This window comes from Streptomyces sp. NPDC088817 (assembly GCF_044750345.1).
Taxonomy (GTDB): domain Bacteria; phylum Actinomycetota; class Actinomycetes; order Streptomycetales; family Streptomycetaceae; genus Streptomyces.
The window spans coordinates 1-19,009 of record NZ_JBIVJN010000024.1; the positions used below are offsets into that span (position 1 = coordinate 1).

20 protein-coding genes and 1 pseudogene are annotated in these 19,009 nt (G+C 71.5%); 8 read left to right on the forward strand and 13 right to left on the reverse strand.

Features of this window, described 5'->3' with window-relative positions:
• The 5 genes from ACIP4X_RS32805 to ACIP4X_RS32825 all read right to left on the reverse strand — a co-directional run.
• Positions 1-275, reverse strand: a 275-nt coding sequence (locus ACIP4X_RS32805; RefSeq protein WP_358735609.1) for a GTP-binding protein, incomplete at its 3' end; no start/stop codon positions are given.
• 6 nt (positions 276-281) lie between these two features.
• Positions 282-452 carry a 50S ribosomal protein L32 gene (rpmF, locus tag ACIP4X_RS32810; protein WP_358735607.1) on the reverse strand — a complete coding sequence of 57 codons (171 nt, stop codon included), beginning with the start codon at positions 450-452 and terminating at the stop codon, positions 282-284.
• 152 nt (positions 453-604) lie between these two features.
• Positions 605-1,486: a metal ABC transporter permease gene (locus ACIP4X_RS32815; RefSeq protein ID WP_401351861.1), complete on the reverse strand. Its 882-nt coding sequence runs from the start codon at positions 1,484-1,486 to the stop codon at positions 605-607.
• Positions 1,483-2,346: a metal ABC transporter ATP-binding protein gene (locus ACIP4X_RS32820; protein WP_358735603.1), complete on the reverse strand. Its 864-nt coding sequence runs from the start codon at positions 2,344-2,346 to the stop codon at positions 1,483-1,485. The genes ACIP4X_RS32815 and ACIP4X_RS32820 overlap by 4 nt, the downstream gene beginning before the upstream one ends.
• Positions 2,347-2,357: 11 nt before the next feature.
• Positions 2,358-3,293, reverse strand: coding sequence for a metal ABC transporter solute-binding protein, Zn/Mn family (locus ACIP4X_RS32825; protein ID WP_401351865.1), 936 nt, complete (start codon positions 3,291-3,293; stop codon positions 2,358-2,360).
• A 410-nt stretch (positions 3,294-3,703) separates the two neighbouring features.
• On the opposite strand from ACIP4X_RS32825, the gene ACIP4X_RS32830 reads away from it, so the two are divergent.
• The 3 genes from ACIP4X_RS32830 (at position 3,704) to ACIP4X_RS32840 (ending at position 6,483) form a co-directional block, all read left to right on the forward strand.
• The gene (locus ACIP4X_RS32830; protein WP_391455721.1) at positions 3,704-4,570 is read left to right on the forward strand and encodes a methylenetetrahydrofolate reductase; all 867 of its coding nucleotides are present in this window, start codon (positions 3,704-3,706) and stop codon (positions 4,568-4,570) included.
• A 150-nt stretch (positions 4,571-4,720) separates the two neighbouring features.
• Positions 4,721-5,533: a hypothetical protein gene (locus ACIP4X_RS32835; protein ID WP_358735598.1), complete on the forward strand. Its 813-nt coding sequence runs from the start codon at positions 4,721-4,723 to the stop codon at positions 5,531-5,533.
• Positions 5,530-6,483 (forward strand): nickel/cobalt transporter, encoded by a 954-nt coding sequence (locus ACIP4X_RS32840; protein WP_391455723.1) that lies wholly within the window; start codon positions 5,530-5,532, stop codon positions 6,481-6,483. Before ACIP4X_RS32835 ends, ACIP4X_RS32840 begins: the two co-directional genes overlap by 4 nt.
• A 58-nt stretch (positions 6,484-6,541) precedes the next feature.
• Here ACIP4X_RS32840 and ACIP4X_RS32845 read toward each other — a convergent pair whose 3' ends face one another.
• The 6 genes from ACIP4X_RS32845 to ACIP4X_RS32870 all read right to left on the reverse strand — a co-directional run bounded on the left by ACIP4X_RS32845 (position 6,542) and on the right by ACIP4X_RS32870 (position 13,177).
• The gene (locus ACIP4X_RS32845; protein ID WP_358735628.1) at positions 6,542-7,795 is read right to left on the reverse strand and encodes an MFS transporter; all 1,254 of its coding nucleotides are present in this window, start codon (positions 7,793-7,795) and stop codon (positions 6,542-6,544) included.
• Positions 7,796-7,826: 31 nt separating this feature from the next.
• Positions 7,827-9,638, reverse strand: a complete 1,812-nt coding sequence (locus ACIP4X_RS32850) for an ABC transporter permease subunit (protein ID WP_391455725.1) — start codon at positions 9,636-9,638, stop codon at positions 7,827-7,829.
• 89 nt (positions 9,639-9,727) lie between these two features.
• Entirely contained in the window at positions 9,728-11,233 is a 1,506-nt protein-coding gene (locus ACIP4X_RS32855) for an ABC transporter substrate-binding protein (protein ID WP_401351870.1), read from the reverse strand.
• Between the two features lie 77 nt (positions 11,234-11,310).
• Positions 11,311-11,847: a GNAT family N-acetyltransferase gene (locus ACIP4X_RS32860; protein ID WP_391455729.1), complete on the reverse strand. Its 537-nt coding sequence runs from the start codon at positions 11,845-11,847 to the stop codon at positions 11,311-11,313.
• A 328-nt stretch (positions 11,848-12,175) separates the two neighbouring features.
• Complete coding sequence (locus ACIP4X_RS32865) at positions 12,176-12,742, reverse strand: hypothetical protein (RefSeq protein ID WP_401351873.1); 567 nt, start codon at positions 12,740-12,742, stop codon at positions 12,176-12,178.
• 117 nt (positions 12,743-12,859) lie between these two features.
• Positions 12,860-13,177 carry a hypothetical protein gene (locus ACIP4X_RS32870; RefSeq protein ID WP_401351877.1) on the reverse strand — a complete coding sequence of 106 codons (318 nt, stop codon included), beginning with the start codon at positions 13,175-13,177 and terminating at the stop codon, positions 12,860-12,862.
• A gap of 32 nt (positions 13,178-13,209) precedes the next feature.
• On the opposite strand from ACIP4X_RS32870, the gene ACIP4X_RS32875 reads away from it, so the two are divergent.
• The 3 genes from ACIP4X_RS32875 (at position 13,210) to ACIP4X_RS32885 (ending at position 17,552) form a co-directional block, all read left to right on the forward strand.
• Positions 13,210-14,811 (forward strand): amidohydrolase, encoded by a 1,602-nt coding sequence (locus ACIP4X_RS32875; RefSeq protein ID WP_401351880.1) that lies wholly within the window; start codon positions 13,210-13,212, stop codon positions 14,809-14,811.
• Positions 14,812-14,989: 178 nt separating this feature from the next.
• Positions 14,990-15,568 (forward strand): TetR/AcrR family transcriptional regulator, encoded by a 579-nt coding sequence (locus ACIP4X_RS32880; RefSeq protein ID WP_358735582.1) that lies wholly within the window; start codon positions 14,990-14,992, stop codon positions 15,566-15,568.
• 19 nt (positions 15,569-15,587) lie between these two features.
• Positions 15,588-17,552: an FAD-dependent oxidoreductase gene (locus ACIP4X_RS32885; protein ID WP_391455737.1), complete on the forward strand. Its 1,965-nt coding sequence runs from the start codon at positions 15,588-15,590 to the stop codon at positions 17,550-17,552.
• 39 nt (positions 17,553-17,591) lie between these two features.
• Here ACIP4X_RS32885 and ACIP4X_RS32890 read toward each other — a convergent pair whose 3' ends face one another.
• Positions 17,592-18,287: an HdeD family acid-resistance protein gene (locus ACIP4X_RS32890; RefSeq protein ID WP_358735578.1), complete on the reverse strand. Its 696-nt coding sequence runs from the start codon at positions 18,285-18,287 to the stop codon at positions 17,592-17,594.
• 52 nt (positions 18,288-18,339) lie between these two features.
• Positions 18,340-18,492, reverse strand: a complete 153-nt coding sequence (locus tag ACIP4X_RS32895) for a hypothetical protein (RefSeq protein ID WP_358735576.1) — start codon at positions 18,490-18,492, stop codon at positions 18,340-18,342.
• A 23-nt stretch (positions 18,493-18,515) separates the two neighbouring features.
• Here ACIP4X_RS32895 and ACIP4X_RS32900 point away from each other — a divergent pair, with 23 nt between their 5' ends.
• Entirely contained in the window at positions 18,516-18,857 is a 342-nt protein-coding gene (locus ACIP4X_RS32900) for an SDR family NAD(P)-dependent oxidoreductase (RefSeq protein WP_358735574.1), read from the forward strand.
• Positions 18,854-18,973, forward strand: a pseudogene (locus tag ACIP4X_RS32905) (SDR family oxidoreductase); the annotation flags it as partial. The gene ACIP4X_RS32900 and the pseudogene ACIP4X_RS32905, both read left to right, overlap by 4 nt.
• Between the last annotated feature and the right edge of the window lie 36 nt (positions 18,974-19,009).

The following is a 19,009-nucleotide window of genomic DNA, read 5'->3' on the forward strand; positions in this document are numbered from 1 at the left end:
TCGCGGGCCAGTCGGTCCACCTCTTCGAGCAGGTCGTCGCGCAGCGTGCAGCAGATACAGCCGTTGGTCATCTCGACCAGGCGTTCCTCGGTGCGCGACAGGGCAGCTTCGCCGCCGCGCACCAGGGCGGCGTCGATGTTGACCTCGCTCATGTCGTTGACGATGACCGCCACACGCAGCCCCTCGCGGTTGCCGAGCACGTGATTGAGGAGGGTGGTCTTTCCCGCGCCGAGGAATCCGGAAAGGACGGTGACGGGCAGGCGGTCGGAAGGCATGAACGCTCAGCCCTCGGGGCGCAGCAGCCCGCGCTCGTACGCCTTGACCAGCCGCTGCGGCACCAGGTAGGGGACGCCGTCGAGGGTGATCGGGACGAGCGCCGGGGTGGTCGCCTTCCACTGGGCGCGGCGGTGGCGGGTGTTGCTGCGGGACATCTTCCGCTTGGGAACGGCCATGGGTTTCCTCCTGGATCGGTGAGCACGCAGGACGTTACATGAAAACGAATCCCATTACTAATTGCCCAGGCCGGCTGACGAGCTTGGGGGAGTGGGCGGCAGCGCGTGCGTGCGGACGCGCACACCCGTCGGCCGGCGGACGCTCCCGTCGGTCAGGCGGATTGCGGCGTCGGCCTCCTGGCTCCCCACCGCCGGGCGCGCCGGCGGCCCGCCAGTCGGCACACGACGTAGAGGGTGAACGAAATCGTCGTGACGTAGGGGCTGATGGGGATGCTGCTGCCCAGGGCGAGCAGGATGCCGCCCTCGATCGAGGCCACGGCGAACAGCACGCTGAGCACGGGCAGCAGGACCGGCGACGCGGTGACCCGAGCGGCCGCCGCGGCGGGTGTGACGACCAGGGAGAGGACCAGCAGCGCACCGACGACCTGCACCGACAGGGCGACGGCGAGTCCGAGCACGAGCATGAAGGCGATCGACAGGCCGCGCACCGGCACTCCGCGGGCCTCGGCGACGTCGGGGTCGGCACTGGCGAAGGCGAGCGGCCGCCAGATGACCGCGAGGGTGACGAGTACGACGGCGGAGCTGCCGAGCAACCAGGCCGTCCGCGGTGTGTCCACGGCGACTATCTGGCCGGTGAGAAGACCGAACTTGTTGGCCGCCCGGCCCTTGTACAGGGCGAGAAAGAGCACACCCAGGCCCAGGCCGAACGGCATGATGATGCCGATCACCGAGTTGCGGTCCCGGGCCCGGGCGCCCAGGACGCCGATCGCGCCGGCCGCGAGGAGCGAGCCGGTGATCGAGCCCGCCACGATGTTCGTCCCGAGCAGCAGCGCGGCCGAGGCGCCCGCGAAGGACAGCTCGCTGATGCCGTGCACGGCGAAGGGCAGGTCGCGCATGATGACGAACACCCCGGCCAGGCCGCCGACCAGGCCGAGCGGGACACCGGCGATGAGCGAGTTGCGGACCAGCGCCAGCAGTTCGCCGTAGTTGTCGAAGCTGAAGATCTGGTGCCAGATCCCGTCGGCGAGTGTCATGGGCGCACTCCGTCGGTCGTACGGGTCTCGTGGGGGTGATGGGGAGGCGCGGTCGGCTCGTCGGGCGCCCCCACGACCACGATCCGGCCGTCGACGCGGACGACGTCGACCCGCGAGCCGTACAACTCGGAGAGCGACTCGGAGGTCAGGACCTGCTCGGGGGTGCCGACCCGATGACCGCCGCCGGCCAGGTACAGCACCCGGTCCACCAGATCGAGCACCGGGCTGATCTCGTGGGTCACGAAGACCACCGCGGTGTCGTGCGAGCGGCGCCGGGCGTCCACGAGCCGGGTGACGGCTCGCTGGTGATGCAGGTCGAGGGAGAGCAGCGGTTCGTCGCACAGCAGGATCCGCGGGTCGGTGGCCAGGGCCTGCCCTATGCGTACGCGCTGGCGTTCGCCGCCCGACAGCATGCCGAGCGGGACATCGGCGTACGCCGACGCCCCGACCGACTCGAGGATCTCGTCCACCCGCCCGCGCACGGCGGACGTGCGCAGACGCGGGCCGAAGCGGTGCCCGTCGATGCCGAAGCGGACGAGGTCGCGGGCCCGCAGCATCGACTGCGCGGCCAGGGCGGCCTGCTGGGGGATGTAGCCGATGTCCCGGCCGGCCGCGCGGGGCGGCCGGCCAAGAACGGTCAACGTCCCTGCGGACAGCGGCTGCCGGCCCAGCAGGGCCCGCACGAAGCTGGTCTTCCCCGCGCCGTTCGGCCCGAGCACCGCCAGGAACTCGCCCGGACGCACGTCGAGTTCGAGGCCGCTCCACACCATGCGGTCACCGAACGACAGGGCCGCGCCACGCAGACTGATCGCCGGGGCGCCGCCGCGTGTGCCGTGCCGGGCTCGGGACTCGGAAGTCATGCCCGGTCGGCTCACTTGTCCAGCGCGCCGGCGAGCGCGTCGACGTTGGCGGTCATCCAGCCGACGTAGTCCTTGCCCTTCGGCAGGGTCTCGGTCACGGCAACCACCGGGATGCCGGCCGACTTCGACGCCTGCTCGACCCTCTCCGTCTGGGGGCCGGACGTCTGCTCGTTGTAGACCAGGGCCTTGACCTTCTTGCCGGTGAACAGCGCCAGGGTCTCCCGCAGGACCTTCGGGGAGACGTCACCGCCCTCCTCGATGGCCTCGCTGAACTCCTCAGGCGTCCTGTTGACCAGACCGCTCGCCTCGATCACATACAGCGGCACGGGCTCGGTGATGGCCACCGCGTCGCCGCCGTGCTCCTCCTTGATCTGCGCTTCCTTGGCCTCCAGCGGCTTCAGCTTCTCCTTGAAGGTCTCCGCGTTCCTGGTGAAGGTGCCGGCGTTCGCCGGGTCGGCCTTGCCCAGCGCGGCGGCGATGCTGTCGGCGAGCCTGGCGACGCTGGGGAAGTCGTACCAGACGTGCTCGTTGAGCTCACCGCCCTTGGGGGCGGTCCGGCCGGAGACCTTGACGGCGTTGACGACCTCGGCGGAGGAGTTGCCGCCGTTCTTCAGCATCCTGTCGATGAAGTCGTCGTAGCCGCCGCCGTTCTCGATGACGACCTTCGCCTTGGACAGGGCCAACTGGTTCTGGGTGCTGGCCTCGTAGGAGTGCGGGTCCTGGCTGGGGTCGCTGATGACCGAGGTGACCTCGACACGGTCGCCGCCGATCTGCTCGGCGATGTCGCCGTAGACGTTCGTCGAGGCGACCACCGGGACGGCGGACGAGGACGCCGGGCTCCGGTCGCTCCCGCCGCTTCCGGTGTCCGATGAGCTGCCGCAGCCCGTCAGAAGGGCCAGGGAGGCGCCGGCTATCAGCGCCAGGCAGCGGGACGTGGACGGGGGCATGGTTCCTCCGGGACAGGTCGTGACGGTGTTTTCACACAAGGGGGACCGCCCGGCGTCGGACCGGGCGCACACACCACGCTAAGTGAAAACGAATGTCAGAACCAAGGTGGGGTTGGCTGCACCTGAAAATCGTTGCCAATTGTTGACGTGGTCCCGGCCGCTCAGCGGCGTGCCGGGACGGCGATGACAGGGCAGCCGGCGTGGTGGAGCACACAGCACGCCAGGGGTCTGATCGGCATGGCCATGCGGTCTGCGATGATCTGCCCGGTGGGCACCGGACCGGGCACATCCCGGGACGCGGATCTCGGGTTCCCCCGCGTCCGCGCCACCGGTCGGCCCGCGCCGTCCCACCGGCACGCGCGACCCGCCACCGCCGCGACGCCCGACCCCATCCTGCGGCGAGGAGAAGCATGAATCCCGGATCCACGGCTCCGGTGGCGGTGGGCACATCGCTGCTGGAGGACTTCTCCCTCGAGATGACCGGCAAGGACATACCGAGACTGGAGGAAGCCCACCCCGGGATCCCGCCGGGCACCCGCATCAACATCACGTTCCTCGCCCACGAGGACCTGCCGACGCGTCTGGCGGCCGCCCGCGCGGTCAAGCGGCTCGGCTTCGTTCCGGTACCGCACATCTCCGCCCGCCGCCTGAGGTCACCGACCGATCTGGAACGGTTCCTGTCCGGTCTGCGGGACGACGGCACCGTGGAGAACGTGTTCGTCGTCGGCGGGGACCCCGTCCGTGCCGAAGGCCCGTACGAGGACGCCCTGGCCGTCATCCGCACCGGACTGCTCCAGCAGTACGGGGTGCGCCACGCCGGGATCAGCGGCTACCCGGAAGGCCACCCGGCCATCGCGGACCACGTGCTGTGGTCCGCGCTGACGGACAAGCACGCGGCGCTGGCGGCACAGGGGTTGGCGGGTGACGTCATCACGCAGTTCGGCTTCGACGTCGACCCCGTGCTCGCCTGGCTTGAGAGGACGCGCACGCGAGGCGTCGGCCTGCCGATCCGCATCGGTGTGCCCGGACCGGCCGGCGTCAAGCGACTCATGACGTACGCCGCCCGCTTCGGCGTCGGCGCCAGCGCCTCCATCACCAGGAAGTACGGCTTCTCCCTGACCAACCTCATGGGCACGGCCGGCCCCGACCGGTTCCTGCGCGCCCTGGCCGAGGGCTACGACGCCGGGCGTCACGGGGCGGTGAAGGTGCACTTCTACACCTTCGGCGGGCTCGGAGCCACGTCGGAATGGATCGCCCGGTTCCGGCAGGAAAGCTGAGGGCGGCTTGCGCGTATGCCCTTCAGCGGCGGCGAGTTCATCTGGTCTCCACGTGATCGTCGGGAAAACGTCCGACCAGTTGGACAAAGTACGGTTTCGGCGCCGCGTCACGAGCGCCATGACGCATAGACCGTACGAAAGAACCGCACCGTGTCCCTGCACATCCGCGCCCTTTGGAGGGCTCAGCTCCGGCCGGCGCCGGGCACCTTGCTCGCAGGGGCGGCGCTGGCGGTGCTCATCGCCTTCGCGGCACCCGCTCCCTCCGCGGCCGCGCACCCGTTCGGTCCGCCCTCCACGGCCGAAGTCGGCGTCCAGGACTCCCGTCTTCTGCTCGCCTGGAACACCGACAAGCTCGACTGGGTGACGCTCGGTCAGTCACTCGGGGTCTTCGACGGCCGGGCCGCGGGGAGTTCGCCGCGGCTGTCGTTCGAGCAGCGCCTGCGGCAGGCGCCTGCTGTCCGGGCTTACCTGCTCCAGCACATCGCGGTGACTCAGGCCGGGCGGCCCTGCCGGGGGACCGTGGTCGGCGACATGAAGGACTTCCTTGCCCAAGGGGCTCAGCTCTCCTTCGCCTGCCCGGCCCCCGTGGCCGAGGCGGACGTGACGATCAGCGCCCTCACGGACCTTCACCCGGCGTACCGGACCATGCTCACATCCCGGGGCCCGGCCGAGCCGCAGCAGACGCTGTTCACCTCCGCCCGGCCGACCGCGCACATGCGGTTCACGGTCTCGGGCGGAAGCGTCCGCAGGACGGTCGCGGTCTACTCCGCCGGCACTCTCGTCGCCGCCCTCGCCATCGGCGGGTGGGTCTTCCACCGGTCGCGTCGCCGGGCGGCCGCCCGCGCCGGCGGCACCACGTCCCCCGGACACGGCGCGGCCGCCGCGTCCCCGGCAACCCAGGGCGGCCCAGGTGCCGAAGCCCTGACGAACGACCCCGGCACAGGCACCAGGAGCAGCGCATGACAGGCATCGGCAGTCTCGACAACCACCTGATAGCCCTTTTCGACGGGCACGCGCTCTTCTGGGTCGCCCTGGTCGTCGCGCTCGGTGTCGGCGCGGCCCACGCCGTCGCCCCCGGCCACGGCAAGAGCATCACCGCCGCGTATCTGGTGGGAACGCGGGGGCGTTACAAGGACGCGGTACGCCTCGGCGTGATCGTCGCCACGATGCACACCTTCTCGGTGCTGGTGCTCGCCCTGCTGTGGGTGGGCGTCAGCAGCACCGCGATCAGCACGAAGAGCGCCACCGCGTGGATGCAGGCCGCGGCCGGAGCGATCGTGGCGATCGTGGGCGCGGGCCTGGTCTACCGGCATCTCCGCAGCCGTGGACCTGCGCACGGCCACAGTCACGGCCATGCGCACGGCCACAACCACGGCCATTCCCATGGGCATTCCTACGACCATGGTCACTCCCATGAAGACGGTCACGAACACCGGCACTCCCACGACCATCAGGACCACGGGCATTCCCACGACCACGAGTCGGCCCCGCTGGACGCCGCCGCGCACGCCCACCACCACGTGGAGCAGCTGACAAATCCCTGGTCCCGCAAGGGCCTTGTGGCACTGGCGCTCTCGGGCGGGCTGCTGCCGTCGCCGTCGGCTTTCCTGATCTTCGTCAGCGGTCTGCTGACGGGTCGCGCGCTCGGGGCGCTGGCCATCGTGATCACGTTCGGTGTCGGAATGGCGCTGACCCTCACCGGCGTCGGTGTGGCCACCATCCGCGGTCTCACCGTCATGGAGAGGCAGTTCCGTGGCAGGCCGGCCATCGCCAGGCTCAGGGCCTGGACCCCGCTTCTGGCCGGTCTGGCGGTGGTGACGGCGGGATGTCTCTATGTCCTCGCCGCGGTGTCCACTCTGACGGACGACGGGGACGACCTGGCCCCGGTCTCCAGTACGGCGACGCTGCCGTAGCGCGTGGCTCGTCCGACTCGGCTCGAACGAGCCGGGGGTGAGCAGATCCCGTCTGTCGTCATCGGGCCCGCGCGGGCTCCGGCCCGCGCGGCAGCAGTGTTACGGCCAGTGCTGGAACGGCGGCGAGAACCAGCCACGGCACGGCGGGCGAAAGCCCCATGTCGAGCAGGGACCCGGTGGCCGAGCTGCCGACGAGCACGATCAGGCCGGAGACGGAGGACAGCGCCCCGGTGTAGAGGCCGATGCGCCCCTCTTCGGCGAGGTCGGGCACCCACGCGCGGGCGGCGGGCACGATCAGCATCTGGCCGAGGGTGAGCAGGACGACGTACCCGGCGGCCGGCAGCAGACCCACGAGGCCCGTCCAGCCCGCCGGGCGCGCCGCCGCCACGACCGCGAACCCGGCAGCGACCAGCACCAGCCCGGCGGCCATGGAGCGGCGCAGACCGAGCCGGCCGCTCGCCCACCCGGTGACCGGCAGCTGCGCGGACACGACCAGCAGGGACGACAGCGCGAACAGCCAGGACAGCGCAGCCTGCGAACCCGTCGCCCGCTCCACCTCGTCCGGCAGGGCGAGGTAGAGCTGGTTGTAGGCGAGCAGATAGCTCCCGTACGCGCAGCACAGGGCCAGGAAGCGGCGGTGGCGCAGCAACTCGCGCACTCCACCGCCCTCCCGCGATCGCACCCGGCCGGGGATGTGCCGCGGCATCAGCCACGCGTGACCCGCGAGGACGAGCACGAAGACCCCGGCCCCGGCGAGGCAGGCGGTACGGAAGTCCACGGCGAGCAGCAGGCCGCCGAGCAACGGGCCGACGAAGGCACCGGCCTGGCCCGCGGCGGAGAACAGGGCCAGGACCCTGGTGCGGGAGCCGTTGCCCTGCTCTTCCCACACCACCGCCTGCCGTGCCACCTCCGACTCCACGGCGGGGGAGAACAGTGCGGCGGCGAAGCCGATCAGCAGCACCGCGCCGATCACCGCCCAGGTCTCCTCGGCGAACCCCAGCCAGACGAACCCGGCGATCCGCAGCACGCAGCCCGCCAGGACGACCGGCCGCACGCCGTGCCGGTCGACGAGCCGCCCTCCGACCACGAACAGCCCCTGCTGGCTGAAGGTTCTGAGGCCCAGCACGAAACCGACCGTCCAGCCCGCCATGCCGATGGCTGTGCCGAGATGGTCGGCGAGAAACGGCAGCACAGCGAAGAAGCCGACGTTGAAGGCGAGTTGGGTCAGTATCAGCAGCCGCAGCAGCGGGGAGAGGCGCTTCCGGGCGCCTTCGTGCGGCGGCCTGCCGCCGGTGCTGGGTCGCTTGGTCAGGAGGCGGGAGAACACGTCGGCCACCAAAAGGTCAGGTCTGTTGGAGGGTGTCGGCGGGGGACGAGGTCAGGACGGCGTTCGGCTCGGCCTGCGATGCGGCCTGCGGTGCGGCCGGTTCGGGCCCGCCGGCCCGCGGGGCCGGCTGCTTCGCCCGTCGTGCGAGCCGGGGCAGCCGTGCCCCGCCCGCCGCCGTGACGGCCAGCGCGCCGAGCAGGGCGAGCACGGCGGCGGGCGCCAGGACCGCCCACGGCGCGCGTTCGACGTAGGGCTGGTTCTCGGCGAGCAACAGGCCCCACTCGGGGGAGGGAGGCTGGGAGCCCAGTCCCAGGAAGCCGAGCGCGGCGAGGTTCAGGGCGATTCCGGGCAGTCTGAGCAGGGCGTGGCGGACGACGGGCGGCAGGACGGCGGGCACCAGTTCGTGCCAGAACAGGTATCCCGGTCCCGCGCCGAGCGCGCGGGTCGCGGTCAGATGCAGGGTCGCGCGCTCCTGTCGCAGGAGGGCGGAGGTGTGCGTGGCCAGTGGCGACCAGGCGACGACGGCCACGGCCAGCGCCGGGGTCCACGGTCCGCTGCCCGCGATGCCGGTGACGAGGAGGGCGGCCAGTACGGGCGGTACGGAGTTGACGGTGTCGACCAGCGGTCCGGACAGCCGGGGCAGCAGGCCGAGCAGTACGCCGCCCACCAGGGCGACGGCACTCACGGCGAGGGCGACGCCGAGCGTGCTCAGCGCGCCGTGCGCGACACGGGCCAGCACGTCCCGGCCAAGGGCGTCGGTGCCGAACGGGTGCGTGGCGGACGGTGCTTGGAGGCGGGCGGTGGTGTCCAGGGCGAGCGGGTCGTGGGGCAGGCCGAAAGCGACGACCGCGGCGAGCAGCAGCCCGTACACGAGAGGCACGACGCGTGGCGCGGGCGGGGTCGGCCGGTGCAGGGAGTGCAGGGCGCCGTCGCGCAGCGCGGGCCCGGTCAGCCGTCGCGCCCCCAACCGTGCCAGTAGAGCGGCCGCGGCCGCGAGGACCATGAGCATCAGCGTGCCGGTCTGCAGCACGGGCAGATCCTGGGCGAGGGCGGCCCGCAGGGTGAGCCGCCCGAGTCCGGGGATGTCGAAGATCTGCTCGACGGCGACCGATCCGCCGGTCAGGCCGACCACGAACAGCCCCAGGTTGGGCAGGAGCGCGGGCGCACAGCGGCGCAGCGCCTGCCGGGCAACGGACTTCGGCGGCACCCCGCGCGCGGCGGCGGCCCGCGCCCACGGTTCGGCGAAGGCGGCGGGCAGCAGGTCGTCCAGCATCCGCCCGAGGACCGCACCCGCGGGCAGACCGAGGGCGAGCGAGGGCAGCAGCATCCATGGGGGGCCGTACCAGCCGAGCGCGGGCAGCCAGCCGAGCTGTACGCCGATGACGGAGGCCAGTACGGAGGCGACGAGGAACTCGGGCAGAGCGGCCAGCATCGCGGAGCCGCCACCGCCGGGTCCGCGCCCGCCGGGCTGTCTCCGCGCGCCCTGCCGGAGGGTGCGCGCGCATACGACCGCCACCGTGGCGACGGCGACGACGATGGCGCCGGCCATCAGCAGCAGGGACGCTCCGAGAGCCTGGAGAACGGCCGGCAGCACCTCGGTGTCCGACACCCAGGAGCGGCCGGCGTCCGCGCGCAGCAGCCCACCCAGCCAGCGCCCGAGCAGAGCCAGGGGGCCGTCGCCCAGGCCGAGTCCGTCCCGAATGGCGCGCAGTGTCTCGGGGGTCGGGTTCCGCTCGGCCGAGCGGGCCTTGAGCACGGTCAGGGCGGGGTCGGTGCGCGAGAGCCACGGCAGCAGGCCGATCGCGCACACCACGGTGGCCGTGAGCACGGTTCGCCACAGCAGTGTGAGACCGCCGCCCCGCGCGAGCGTGCGCAGGGCGGCGGTGACTCGGGTCCCGCGGGGTGCGGTCGCGGACTTCAGAGCCGGGTCCCGGTGCCGACGAAATCACGTTCGTACGGGTCGAGCAGGGCGCCCTTGACGGAGGTGCCGACGCCCGTGACGACCTTCAGGTGCACCAGCGGGATCACCGCGTCCGTGCCGAGGATCGCGGCCTCCGCCCTCATCGCCGCGTTCTGCCGCTCGGCGGGGTCGGACTCGGTCTGCGCGGCGGTGATCAGCCCGTCCACGTTCTTGTCGCACAGGAGCGACAGGTTGTACGAGCCGCCGCAGCCGAAGTCGCCGGCCAGGACGGTGACCGGGTCACCGGTGTCGAGCATCATGTTGCGGGAGGCGACGGAGGCGTCGAACTTCCCCGCCAGCAGGTCGCTTTCGAGCCGCGCGTAGGCGCGCACCTCCAGCTTCACCGTGAATCCGGCCTTCTTCAGCTGCTGCTGGAGCACCTGGGCGGCCTCGGGCAACTCGGGCCGGTCGTTGTAGGTGGCCACGGTGATGGTCCTGCCCTTGGGGTCGGCGGCCTTCGCCCGGGCGGTCGGCTCGGTCCGCTTCCCGGCCGCCCAGGTCAGGGCGGGGCCGTAGAGACCCTGGGCTGGCTCGGCGTATCCCTCGTACACGCCCTTGGCGATCGCGGTGGTGTCGATCGCCTCGCGTGCGGCGGCCCGCAGGCGCGCGTCCTTGAAGACGCCTGTCCGGGTGTTGAGGTAGAGGCTGGTGTTCCGGGCGGTGTTGACCTCGTGAACGGTGCCCTTGTCCAGAGTGCTCACCTGCGCGACGGGGATCGCCTCCGCGAAGTCCACGTCGCGGGTGCGCAGTGCGTTGGCGCGGGCGGTGCCGTCGGAGACGAACTTCGCGTCGATGCCGGAGGCCTGGGCGCGGCCGCCCCAGTAGTCGTCGAAGCGGTCCAGGGCGGCCGTCGTGCTTCCGGTGATCCTGGTGAGCGCGAAGGGACCGGTGGCGGTGCCGACCGGGTTCACCTTGCCGTCCTGGCCGTATGCCTTCGAGGAGAACACCGCGAGGCTCGGGTTGCTCAGCCGCAGCGGCAGCACCGGATCGGCCTCGGCCGTGCTGACCTCGACCCGGCCGGCGCCGACGGCCTTGGCGGTCAGCTTGACGCCGGAGACGGCGGACGGCGCCGGGTCGGCCTCGGCAGCGCGGGTGAGGGCGGATGCGACGGCTTCGGCGGTGACGTCGGTGCCGTCCTGGAACTTCGCGTCCCGCAGCGTGAACACCCAAGCCTTGCCGCTCTTGTCGCTGCTCCACGACTGGGCGAGCGCGGGCACGGCGGTGCCGTTGGCGTCCAGCCTGGTCAGCCCTTCGGTGACACCGAGCCGGGAGAGGCCGAAGGCGTCCTGGCCGTATGGGGAGTAGTTCTCCGCCGGCGGGAAGGCGAGCGCGACACGGAGTCGTCCTCCCTTGCCGGAGCCGGAGGAGTCCGAGGACGAGTCGTCGCCGGAGGTGGAGAAGCAGCCGGAGAGCAGCGGGACGAGCAGCAGCCCGGCCATCAGCCGCGGGCGGGGAGATCTCATGTTCCTGCTTCTGTCTGTTCCTTGGAGCCGGACTTGCCGGCTGACGCCGACCAATACCATATGAATATCATGTTCGTTTAGTTGAGGGGGATCTCGAAGTGCACGACGCCGCTGCCGCCGCCGGGCACGTCCTCCCGCTCGTCGCACATGACCTTGCCCAGCGCCTGCCACAGGCCCATGGCGCCGGGTGAGTGCGGGTACGTGTGCAGGTACACGGCCCGGTATCCGCCGTCCACCCGGGCGAAGTCCAGCAGTCCGGCGACCAGTTGCCGCGCCAGTCCGCGTCGGCGGTGCTCCGGGCGCACGTACACCCGCCGCAACTGGGCGGTCTCGCCGGACGGATACCGCTCGGCCAGCCACTGCGGGTTCGGCGGATGCTCCGGACCGCGCGCGTCGAGCGCGGCCGTGCCGACCACGGCCCCGTCCCGCTCGTCGACCGCGACCAGCAGGGTGTGCCGGGGCGGGCTGAGATAGAAGGACTCCGGATCGATGATGTCGGCGTGCCACCGCGGCACGTACCCGGTCTCGAAGTCGCGATAAACGGTGTCCAGCATCACGGCCCGCGCCCCGTCGAGGTCCGCGGCCGTGGCTGCTCTGATGCAGTATTCACGCACCTGCGCATCATATGCAGTAGTTCCCCCACCGCCGGTGGCCGGCACATGACGAGGAGATGGCGCGGGTCGGATGCGGATCCGGTCGAACCGACCGACGACGGCGGCCAGGCCCTCGCGGTCGGCCTTGGACCCGGTTCGGCGAACTCGGGCTGCACCGACTGGAGGCGAACATTCAGGGGCATTTCGCAACTGGCCGCCCGCTGATGTCCGCTGCGTGATCGGCCAGTACAGTCGTCCTTGTGGCAACACCAGTGCTACGGGCGATCGAGTGAGACGGGACGTCATGGGACGACCCGTCCGAGGAGCAGTTGCACGACCGGGGCCCCGCTCACTCCGGCGTGGCGCTCCTGCCCGGGGGGCGGCGGAGTAGGTGCAGGCAGACGACCGAGGCGATGACGGTTCGTCGTTCGGAGGTGTTCAGGCGAGGGTCCGTTTCGACGACGTACTGCTGCAACCCGAGCCACGAGTCGATGGTGCTCACCGTGACGCGGCCGAGAATCTCCGGCGCCGGGCTCTCTTCCGGATCGGTCTCCGTGAGTTGCCATTCGGCGTGCAGGAGACTCGGCCGCGTGAGGAGGAGTTGGCGCCCCCGCTCCGTCCGCAGGCTCAACCGCAGGGTTTTGATGAGCCCAGGGGCACCGGTGGTGCCGCCCTCCCGGCCCTCGGCGTCGATGAAGCGGAACTCCACTGGGCCGAACTGCTCCATACCGACGATGAACTCGCCCGACGTTGTCGCGAGGACGGCGTACGTGTCGTCGGGGTACGTGACCCGGGCGAGCGGGGTCCCCTCCACGGTGGACACGACCAACGCGGGGCCCACGTATGTGCGCCACCGTGAACGCCTCGGCTGCCCCACCACAACGGCTTCCAGGTCGAGCAGGCCGGGTTCCGTCATTGGTCTTCCTCCCCCCCGGCCGAGTACGTCCACTGTGACTGAGGACCCGCCCGGCTCCCATCCCCCGGCCGGACATAATCGACGGACGGGCTGATACCCGCTCGCGCCGCAGTGAGGTCAGACGCGACCCGCGGATGCCGCCAGGCCGCGGACATGGTCAAGGAAGCCGGCCAGGGTCAGATCGAACGCCGCGTCGGCACGGCGCCCGCTGGCGACGGCGGCAAGCGCACGCTTGAGCAGGGGAGTCGAACCGTCCGGAGCGGGCTGCCACATGCTCTCCGGCGCGGCGAGATCCAGCGCCACCTTCGCCGCAGGCCCTGCCGAAGACCCCGGCGTCCGCGCCGGCTTCGAGAACGCGGAGGCCGCGACCTCCGTGCTGCCGACCGCGCCCTGACACCGCTTCGCGCGGGCCGGCTCCGAACGGCCCGCGTTCACTTCCGCACTCGTACTACCCCTAGGAAGAGCCCATGTCCGTCGCCCCGGATGTCATCGTCCTCGCCTCACGCGTCCACACCCTCGACCCCGGCCGGCCGCAGGCCACTGCCGTGGCCGTCCGGGACGGGGTGATCACCGCGGTGGGCGACCGGGCCGAGGCACGACACTGGCGCGGACCGGGCACCGAGGTGGTGGACCTCGGCGACGCCACCGTCGTTCCCGGACTGGTCGACGGGCACAGCCACCCCGCGCTCGGCCTCGACCTCGTCACCGGAGTCGACCTGTCCAGGGTCCAGAACCTCGACGGGCTGCGCACCGCACTCACCGCCGCCGAGCGCATCGACGGCTGGGTCCTCGGCTGGGGACTGGACCACAACGCCTTCGGCGGCCATCCGATTCACCGCGACATCCTCGAGGCCGCCCTCGGTCCCGACACCCCCGTCTTCATCCGCCTCTACGACGGCCACTCCGCACTGGCCGGCGGCGCCGCCCTGCGCGCCGCCGGCGTGACCGGGCCCCGCTCCTTCGCCCAACGCGCCACCGTCGTCTGCGACCCCGACGGCATCCCCACCGGGCACCTGATCGAGCATGCCGCGATGGACCTGGTCGTCTCCGTGATGCCGAGGCGGCCCTTCACCGAACGCCGCGACGCCCTCCACGCGCTGCTGTCCGACATGGCGGCATCCGGCCTGACGGGCGCGCATGTGATGGACGCCGGTGGCGACGTGCTCGACCTGCTGCGCGCCGTCGAGGAACGCCACGGGCAGGTCCCGCTGCGGCTGCGACTGCACCCGTGGTGCATGCCCGGCATCGACAAGGACGGCCTGGACGAACTGGTCGCCCTGCAGGCCACAGTCGGACGCAACTGGCTGGTCGGCGGCGTCAAGTTCTTCATCGACGGCACCGTCGAGGGTGGCTCCGCCTGGCTGGAGCACCCCGACTGCCACGGCCAGAGCAACGAGGCACTGTGGCTCGACCCCGCCGACTACACCACGGCCGTCCACCACCTGCACGCGGCCGGCGTCCGCACCGCCACCCACGCCATCGGTGACGCGGGCGTGCGCCACGTCCTCGACACTGTCACCGCTCTCGGCGCCGACGGCCGGATGCGGCACCGGGTCGAGCACATCGAGACGCTTCCCCGTGAACAAGCGGCCCGCTTCGCCGAGTTGGGCGTCATCGCGTCGATGCAGCCGACCCACTCCGCCTACACCCGGGCCGACCACACCGACGAGTGGTCCACAAGGGTCGGCGCCGAGCGCGCCCAGCGGGCCTGGATCTGCCGTACGCTGCGCGACAGCGGCGCGGTGCTGGCCCTCGGCTCCGACTGGCCGATCGCCCACTTCGACGCCCGTGAGATCCTCGCCTACGCCCGGCTGCCCCGCCACGCCGGCACCGACATCACGCCCGTCTGCCCGGAGCAGGCGCTCACCCCGCGTATGGCGCTGGAGGGTTACACCACTCACGCCGCGATCGCGGCAGGTGAAGCCGACCGCGCCGGACGCATCGCACGCGGCCTGCGAGCCGACCTCACCGCGTTCGCCCTGGACCCCCTCACCACCCCGTCGGACGAACTCGCACAGACCCCGGTCCCGCTGACCATGTCGAACGGCCGCATCACCCACCGCGCCTGACGCCCGCCACCGGCGCGACCGTCTCCGGGGGCGGGGGAGAGCCCCGCCCCGACCTTGGAGAGAAGCCGGTCGAGGCCGACTCGGCCGGCCAGGCCGCGTTGTCTGTTCAGAGTGGCAATAATACGTTATTAATGAACGCCGAGGCGGGACGGCGAGAGCTTGAGCAGCGGGAGCGGCGATGGACGAGCAGAGGGAGCGCATCCTGCGCGCGGCGGCCGAGGTGGTGGCCGAACGGGGCTTCGACGCGGGCCGGTTGCGTGACGTCGCCACGGCGTCCGGTGTGTCGATCGGCGCGCTGCAGCACCACTTCGAGACCCGTGACGCCCTCTTCCGCGAAGCCTTCGCCTGGTCGATCGACGATCTGATCGAACGCTGGCGGGCGGCGGCAGCCGACGCGACCAGTGCCTGGCGCCGCTTCGAACTGCTCGTCACGGCACTCACCACCGACCCCACCCTCACCCGGCGCTGCGCCACCTGGATCGAGTTCTGCGCCAGTGCCTCCCGTCGCGAGGAACTGCGCGAGGGCGTGCACCGGGTCCATGCCGAGTGGCAGGCGCTGATGCGCGAGATCGTCCACCAAGGCCTGCGGAGCAAGGAGTTCGACCCCGCCGTCCCGGCCGACCTCGCCATCGGCTCGCTGGTGTCCCTGGTCGACGGCTGCGAAATGGCAGTGGCCTCCGGATCCGGGCTCACCGCCGAACGTTACGCCGAGCTGATGCTCGGCACCGCGCGCGTCCTGCTCGGCGTACGCGCCTAAGCTTCGGAGAGGACATCTCATGGGAGTGCGGTTCCCTCACCTGTTCAGCCCGCTGCGGATAGCCGAGGTGACAGTACGCAACCGGATCCTGTCCTCGGGCCACGACACCGTCCTTGTCAGGGACGGCGAGGTCACCGACGAACTGATCGCCTACCACGAGGCCCGCGCGAAAGGCGGCGTGGGCCTGATCGTGCTCCAGGTCTCGGGCGTGCACGAGTCGGCCCGCTACACCACCCACGTGCTCATGGCCACTGACGACGGCTGCGTCCCCGGCTACGCCAGGCTCGCCCAGGCGGCGCACCGGCACGGAGCGAAAGTCTTCGGCCAGCTCTTCCACCCCGGCCGGGAGATCCTGGAGTCCAAGGACGGCAGCGCACCGGTCGCCTGGGCGCCCTCCGCAACGCCGAGCGAGCGCTTCCACGTCATGCCGCGCGCCATGACCGAGGCCGAGATCCACGAAGTCCTCGACGGCTACGGCCAGGCGGCCCGCCGACTGCGCGAGGCCGGGCTCGACGGTGTGGAGATCGTCGCCAGCCACGGCTACCTGCCGGCTCAGTTCCTCAACCCCGAGGTGAACGTCCGCGTCGACGGCTGGGGCGGCGACCGCCAGGGCCGGATGCGCTTCCTGCGCGCGGCGCTGCGCAACGCCCGGAAGGAGGCGGGAGACGGCTTCGTGGTCGGCCTGCGCATCTCCGGCGACGAACTGAGCCACGACGGCCTCAGCAGCGAACTGGTGCTTCAGTCCGTCGCCGAGCTCGACGCCGAGGGACTCGTCGACTACGTCTCCGTGTGCGCGGGCAGCTCGTCCAGCCTGTCCGGGGCCCAGCACATCGCCCCGCCCATGTTCCAGCCCGCCGGTTACACCGCGCCGCTCGCCGCGAAGGTGCGCGCGGTCGTGGGCGTCCCCGTGATGGTGGCCGGGCGGATCAACCAGCCGCAGGAAGCGGAGCAGATCGTCGCGGGCGGCCAGGCGGACATGTGCGCGATGACCAGGGCCCTGATCTGCGACCCGGACCTGCCGGCCAAGGCCGCGGACGACCGCGCCGAGGAGATCCGCGCCTGCATCGGCTGCAACCAGGCCTGCATCGGCCACTTCCAGCTCGGCTACCCGATCTCCTGCATCCAGCACCCGGAGACCGGCCGCGAGCGCCGCTTCGGAGTACTGCCGATGATCACACGGCGTAAGAAGGTGCTGGTGGTCGGCGGCGGACCCGCCGGCCTGAAGGCCGCGGCCGTGGCCGCCGCACGCGGTCACGACGTGGAACTGCACGAGGCGGGGCGACGCGTCGGCGGGCAGGTGCTTCTCGCGGAACTGCTGCCCGGCCGCGCCGAGTTCGGCGGCGCGATCACCAATCTGGAGGGTGAGGCGCGACGCGCGGGGGCCCGTATCCTCCTGGGCTCGCGGGTGGACGGCCCGGCTGTTGCCGCCGCGGCGCCGGACGCGGTGGTGCTCGCGACCGGCGCACGGCCCCGACGCCCACGGCTGGAGCTGATCGACCATCCCGTGGTGCTCGACGCGTGGTCGGTGATCCGCGGCGGCGAGGTGCCGCGCGGACGGATCGTGGTGGCGGACTGGCGCGGCGACTGGATCGGCCTGGGCGTCGCTCTCCAACTGGCGAGCCGGCGAAGGAAGGTGACGTTGTGCGTCACGGGCTTCGCGGCCGGCGAGCACATGCAGCAGTACGTGCGTGCCGCCATGTTGGCCCAGGCTGCCCGGGCACGGATCGAGATCGTGCCCAACGTGCGGCTCTACGGCGCCGACAGCGACACCGTGTACCTCCAGCACACCCTCACCGAGGAGCCGGTCCTGCTCGAAGGAGTCGCGGGCACCGTCCTCGCCCAGGGCCACGACCCGGTCGACGACCTTGACCCCGTCGCTCTCGGCGTTCCGGCCGACCGTGTCTTCACCGCCGGGGACTGCGTCACGCCCCGCACCGTGGAGGAAGCGGTCCTGGAGGGCCTGACCGTGGCGGCCGAACTGTGACGCCCGGCTGCTGCGAGCCCTCCGGTCCGGCTCCGTCGGTCAGTGCTGGGGGTGCGGACGGGCGTGGAACAGGGGCCGCCGCTCGGTGGTCGTGCCCGCGGCGAGATGGCCGATCTCGATGCGGGTCCTGATGGCGCGGATCACCTCGGTCAGGCCCAGGACTATGGCCATGACGCCCACGACCAGGGTCAGCGTCGCGATCGTGGCGAACGGCATGATGATCATCACGACACCCGCCAGCGCTCCGATGATGCCGAAGGCCACGTGCCAGCCGCGCGCCGGCATCTCCGGAGCGGAGGCCGCCGCCGCCGTCTCGGTGGTGCCGCGCAGCAGCCAGCTGAAGCCGATCCACAGGGCGAGCAGCAGAATCGACTCCAGGGTGCCCCGGAAGGAGATCAGCCCCAGCAGGATGGAGACCGCACCGGTGATGAAGTGCAGTACGCGAAGATGCCGGGGGACATGCGTGCCGAAGGCGCCGGCCAGCTGGAAGACACCCGTGACCAGCAAATAGATGCCGAAGAGCACGCCGGCGACCCGCAGTGTCGCGCCCGGCCAGACCAGGGCGACGACGCCCAGGGCGATGGTGGCGAGGCCCATGGTGAGCATGATCTGCCAGCCCATGTTCGCCAGGGCCGCCATGCCTTCGGCCAGCGGACCTTCTTGCCGCTCGGCGCCGCGTTGGGGAACGGGGCCCGGGCTTTCGGAAGGAGATGTGGAACCGGACGGAGATGTCATGACACCTACCTCCTCAGGAGAGCAGCGTGGTCACGTCAGTACACATCCATCGTCACCCGGTCGGCCGCATGTCGCTCAGCGGAGACGGCAGGGGTTCGCGGTGCACGTACCGCGCGCCGGAGAACTCGGCGGCGAAGAGGACCAGCCCCGAACTCTTCGAGACTGCGGCGCGCGCCCTCGGCGGCATCGACGTCCTGGTCGACAACGCGGGGATCTCAGGTCCCACCGGTGGCGGAGCTGGATCCTGATCAGTGGGAGAAGGTACTGGCGGTCAACCTCACCGGCACCTTCGACGTCACCAGGCTTTGCATCCCCTTCCTGAAGAAGTCCGACGCCGGTGTCGTCATCACCATGTCCTCCGTCGGCGGCCGCTACGGCTACCCGAACCGCGCCGCCCACGCGACCACCAAGCGCGGACTGCTCGGTCTCACCGAGACGCTCGCCATCGAACTCGGTGACGACGGGATCCGCTTCAACGCCATCGCCCCCGGTGCCGTCGCCGGTGAACGCATCCAGCGGGTCCTTCAGGGCCGAGCCGACACCAGCGGACGCACCCTGTGGCGGACGTGACCGCTGACGCCCTGAGCATCCAGTCCCTCGAGCACTTCACGGATCCCGAGGACATTGCCGCGCTGGCCCTCTTCCTGGCCTCCGACAGAGCCAAGTCGATCACCGGGCAGATCCTTGCCGTCGACGGGAGGCTCGAAGGCGGCGCAATAGCG

Bases quoted from the DNA above. Each gene is read 5' to 3' on its own strand.
- rpmF (WP_358735607.1), bottom strand. From the start codon at position 452: ATGGCCGTTCCCAAGCGGAAGATGTCCCGCAGCAACACCCGCCACCGC.
- ACIP4X_RS32815 (WP_401351861.1), bottom strand. From the start codon at position 1,486: ATGACACTCGCCGACGGGATCTGGCACCAGATCTTCAGCTTCGACAAC.
- ACIP4X_RS32820 (WP_358735603.1), bottom strand. From the start codon at position 2,346: ATGACTTCCGAGTCCCGAGCCCGGCACGGCACACGCGGCGGCGCCCCG.
- ACIP4X_RS32825 (WP_401351865.1), bottom strand. From the start codon at position 3,293: ATGCCCCCGTCCACGTCCCGCTGCCTGGCGCTGATAGCCGGCGCCTCC.
- ACIP4X_RS32830 (WP_391455721.1), top strand. From the start codon at position 3,704: ATGAATCCCGGATCCACGGCTCCGGTGGCGGTGGGCACATCGCTGCTG.
- ACIP4X_RS32840 (WP_391455723.1), top strand. From the start codon at position 5,530: ATGACAGGCATCGGCAGTCTCGACAACCACCTGATAGCCCTTTTCGAC.
- ACIP4X_RS32855 (WP_401351870.1), bottom strand. From the start codon at position 11,233: ATGAGATCTCCCCGCCCGCGGCTGATGGCCGGGCTGCTGCTCGTCCCG.
- ACIP4X_RS32865 (WP_401351873.1), bottom strand. From the start codon at position 12,742: ATGACGGAACCCGGCCTGCTCGACCTGGAAGCCGTTGTGGTGGGGCAG.
- ACIP4X_RS32875 (WP_401351880.1), top strand. From the start codon at position 13,210: ATGTCCGTCGCCCCGGATGTCATCGTCCTCGCCTCACGCGTCCACACC.
- ACIP4X_RS32880 (WP_358735582.1), top strand. From the start codon at position 14,990: ATGGACGAGCAGAGGGAGCGCATCCTGCGCGCGGCGGCCGAGGTGGTG.
- ACIP4X_RS32885 (WP_391455737.1), top strand. From the start codon at position 15,588: ATGGGAGTGCGGTTCCCTCACCTGTTCAGCCCGCTGCGGATAGCCGAG.
- ACIP4X_RS32890 (WP_358735578.1), bottom strand. From the start codon at position 18,287: ATGACATCTCCGTCCGGTTCCACATCTCCTTCCGAAAGCCCGGGCCCC.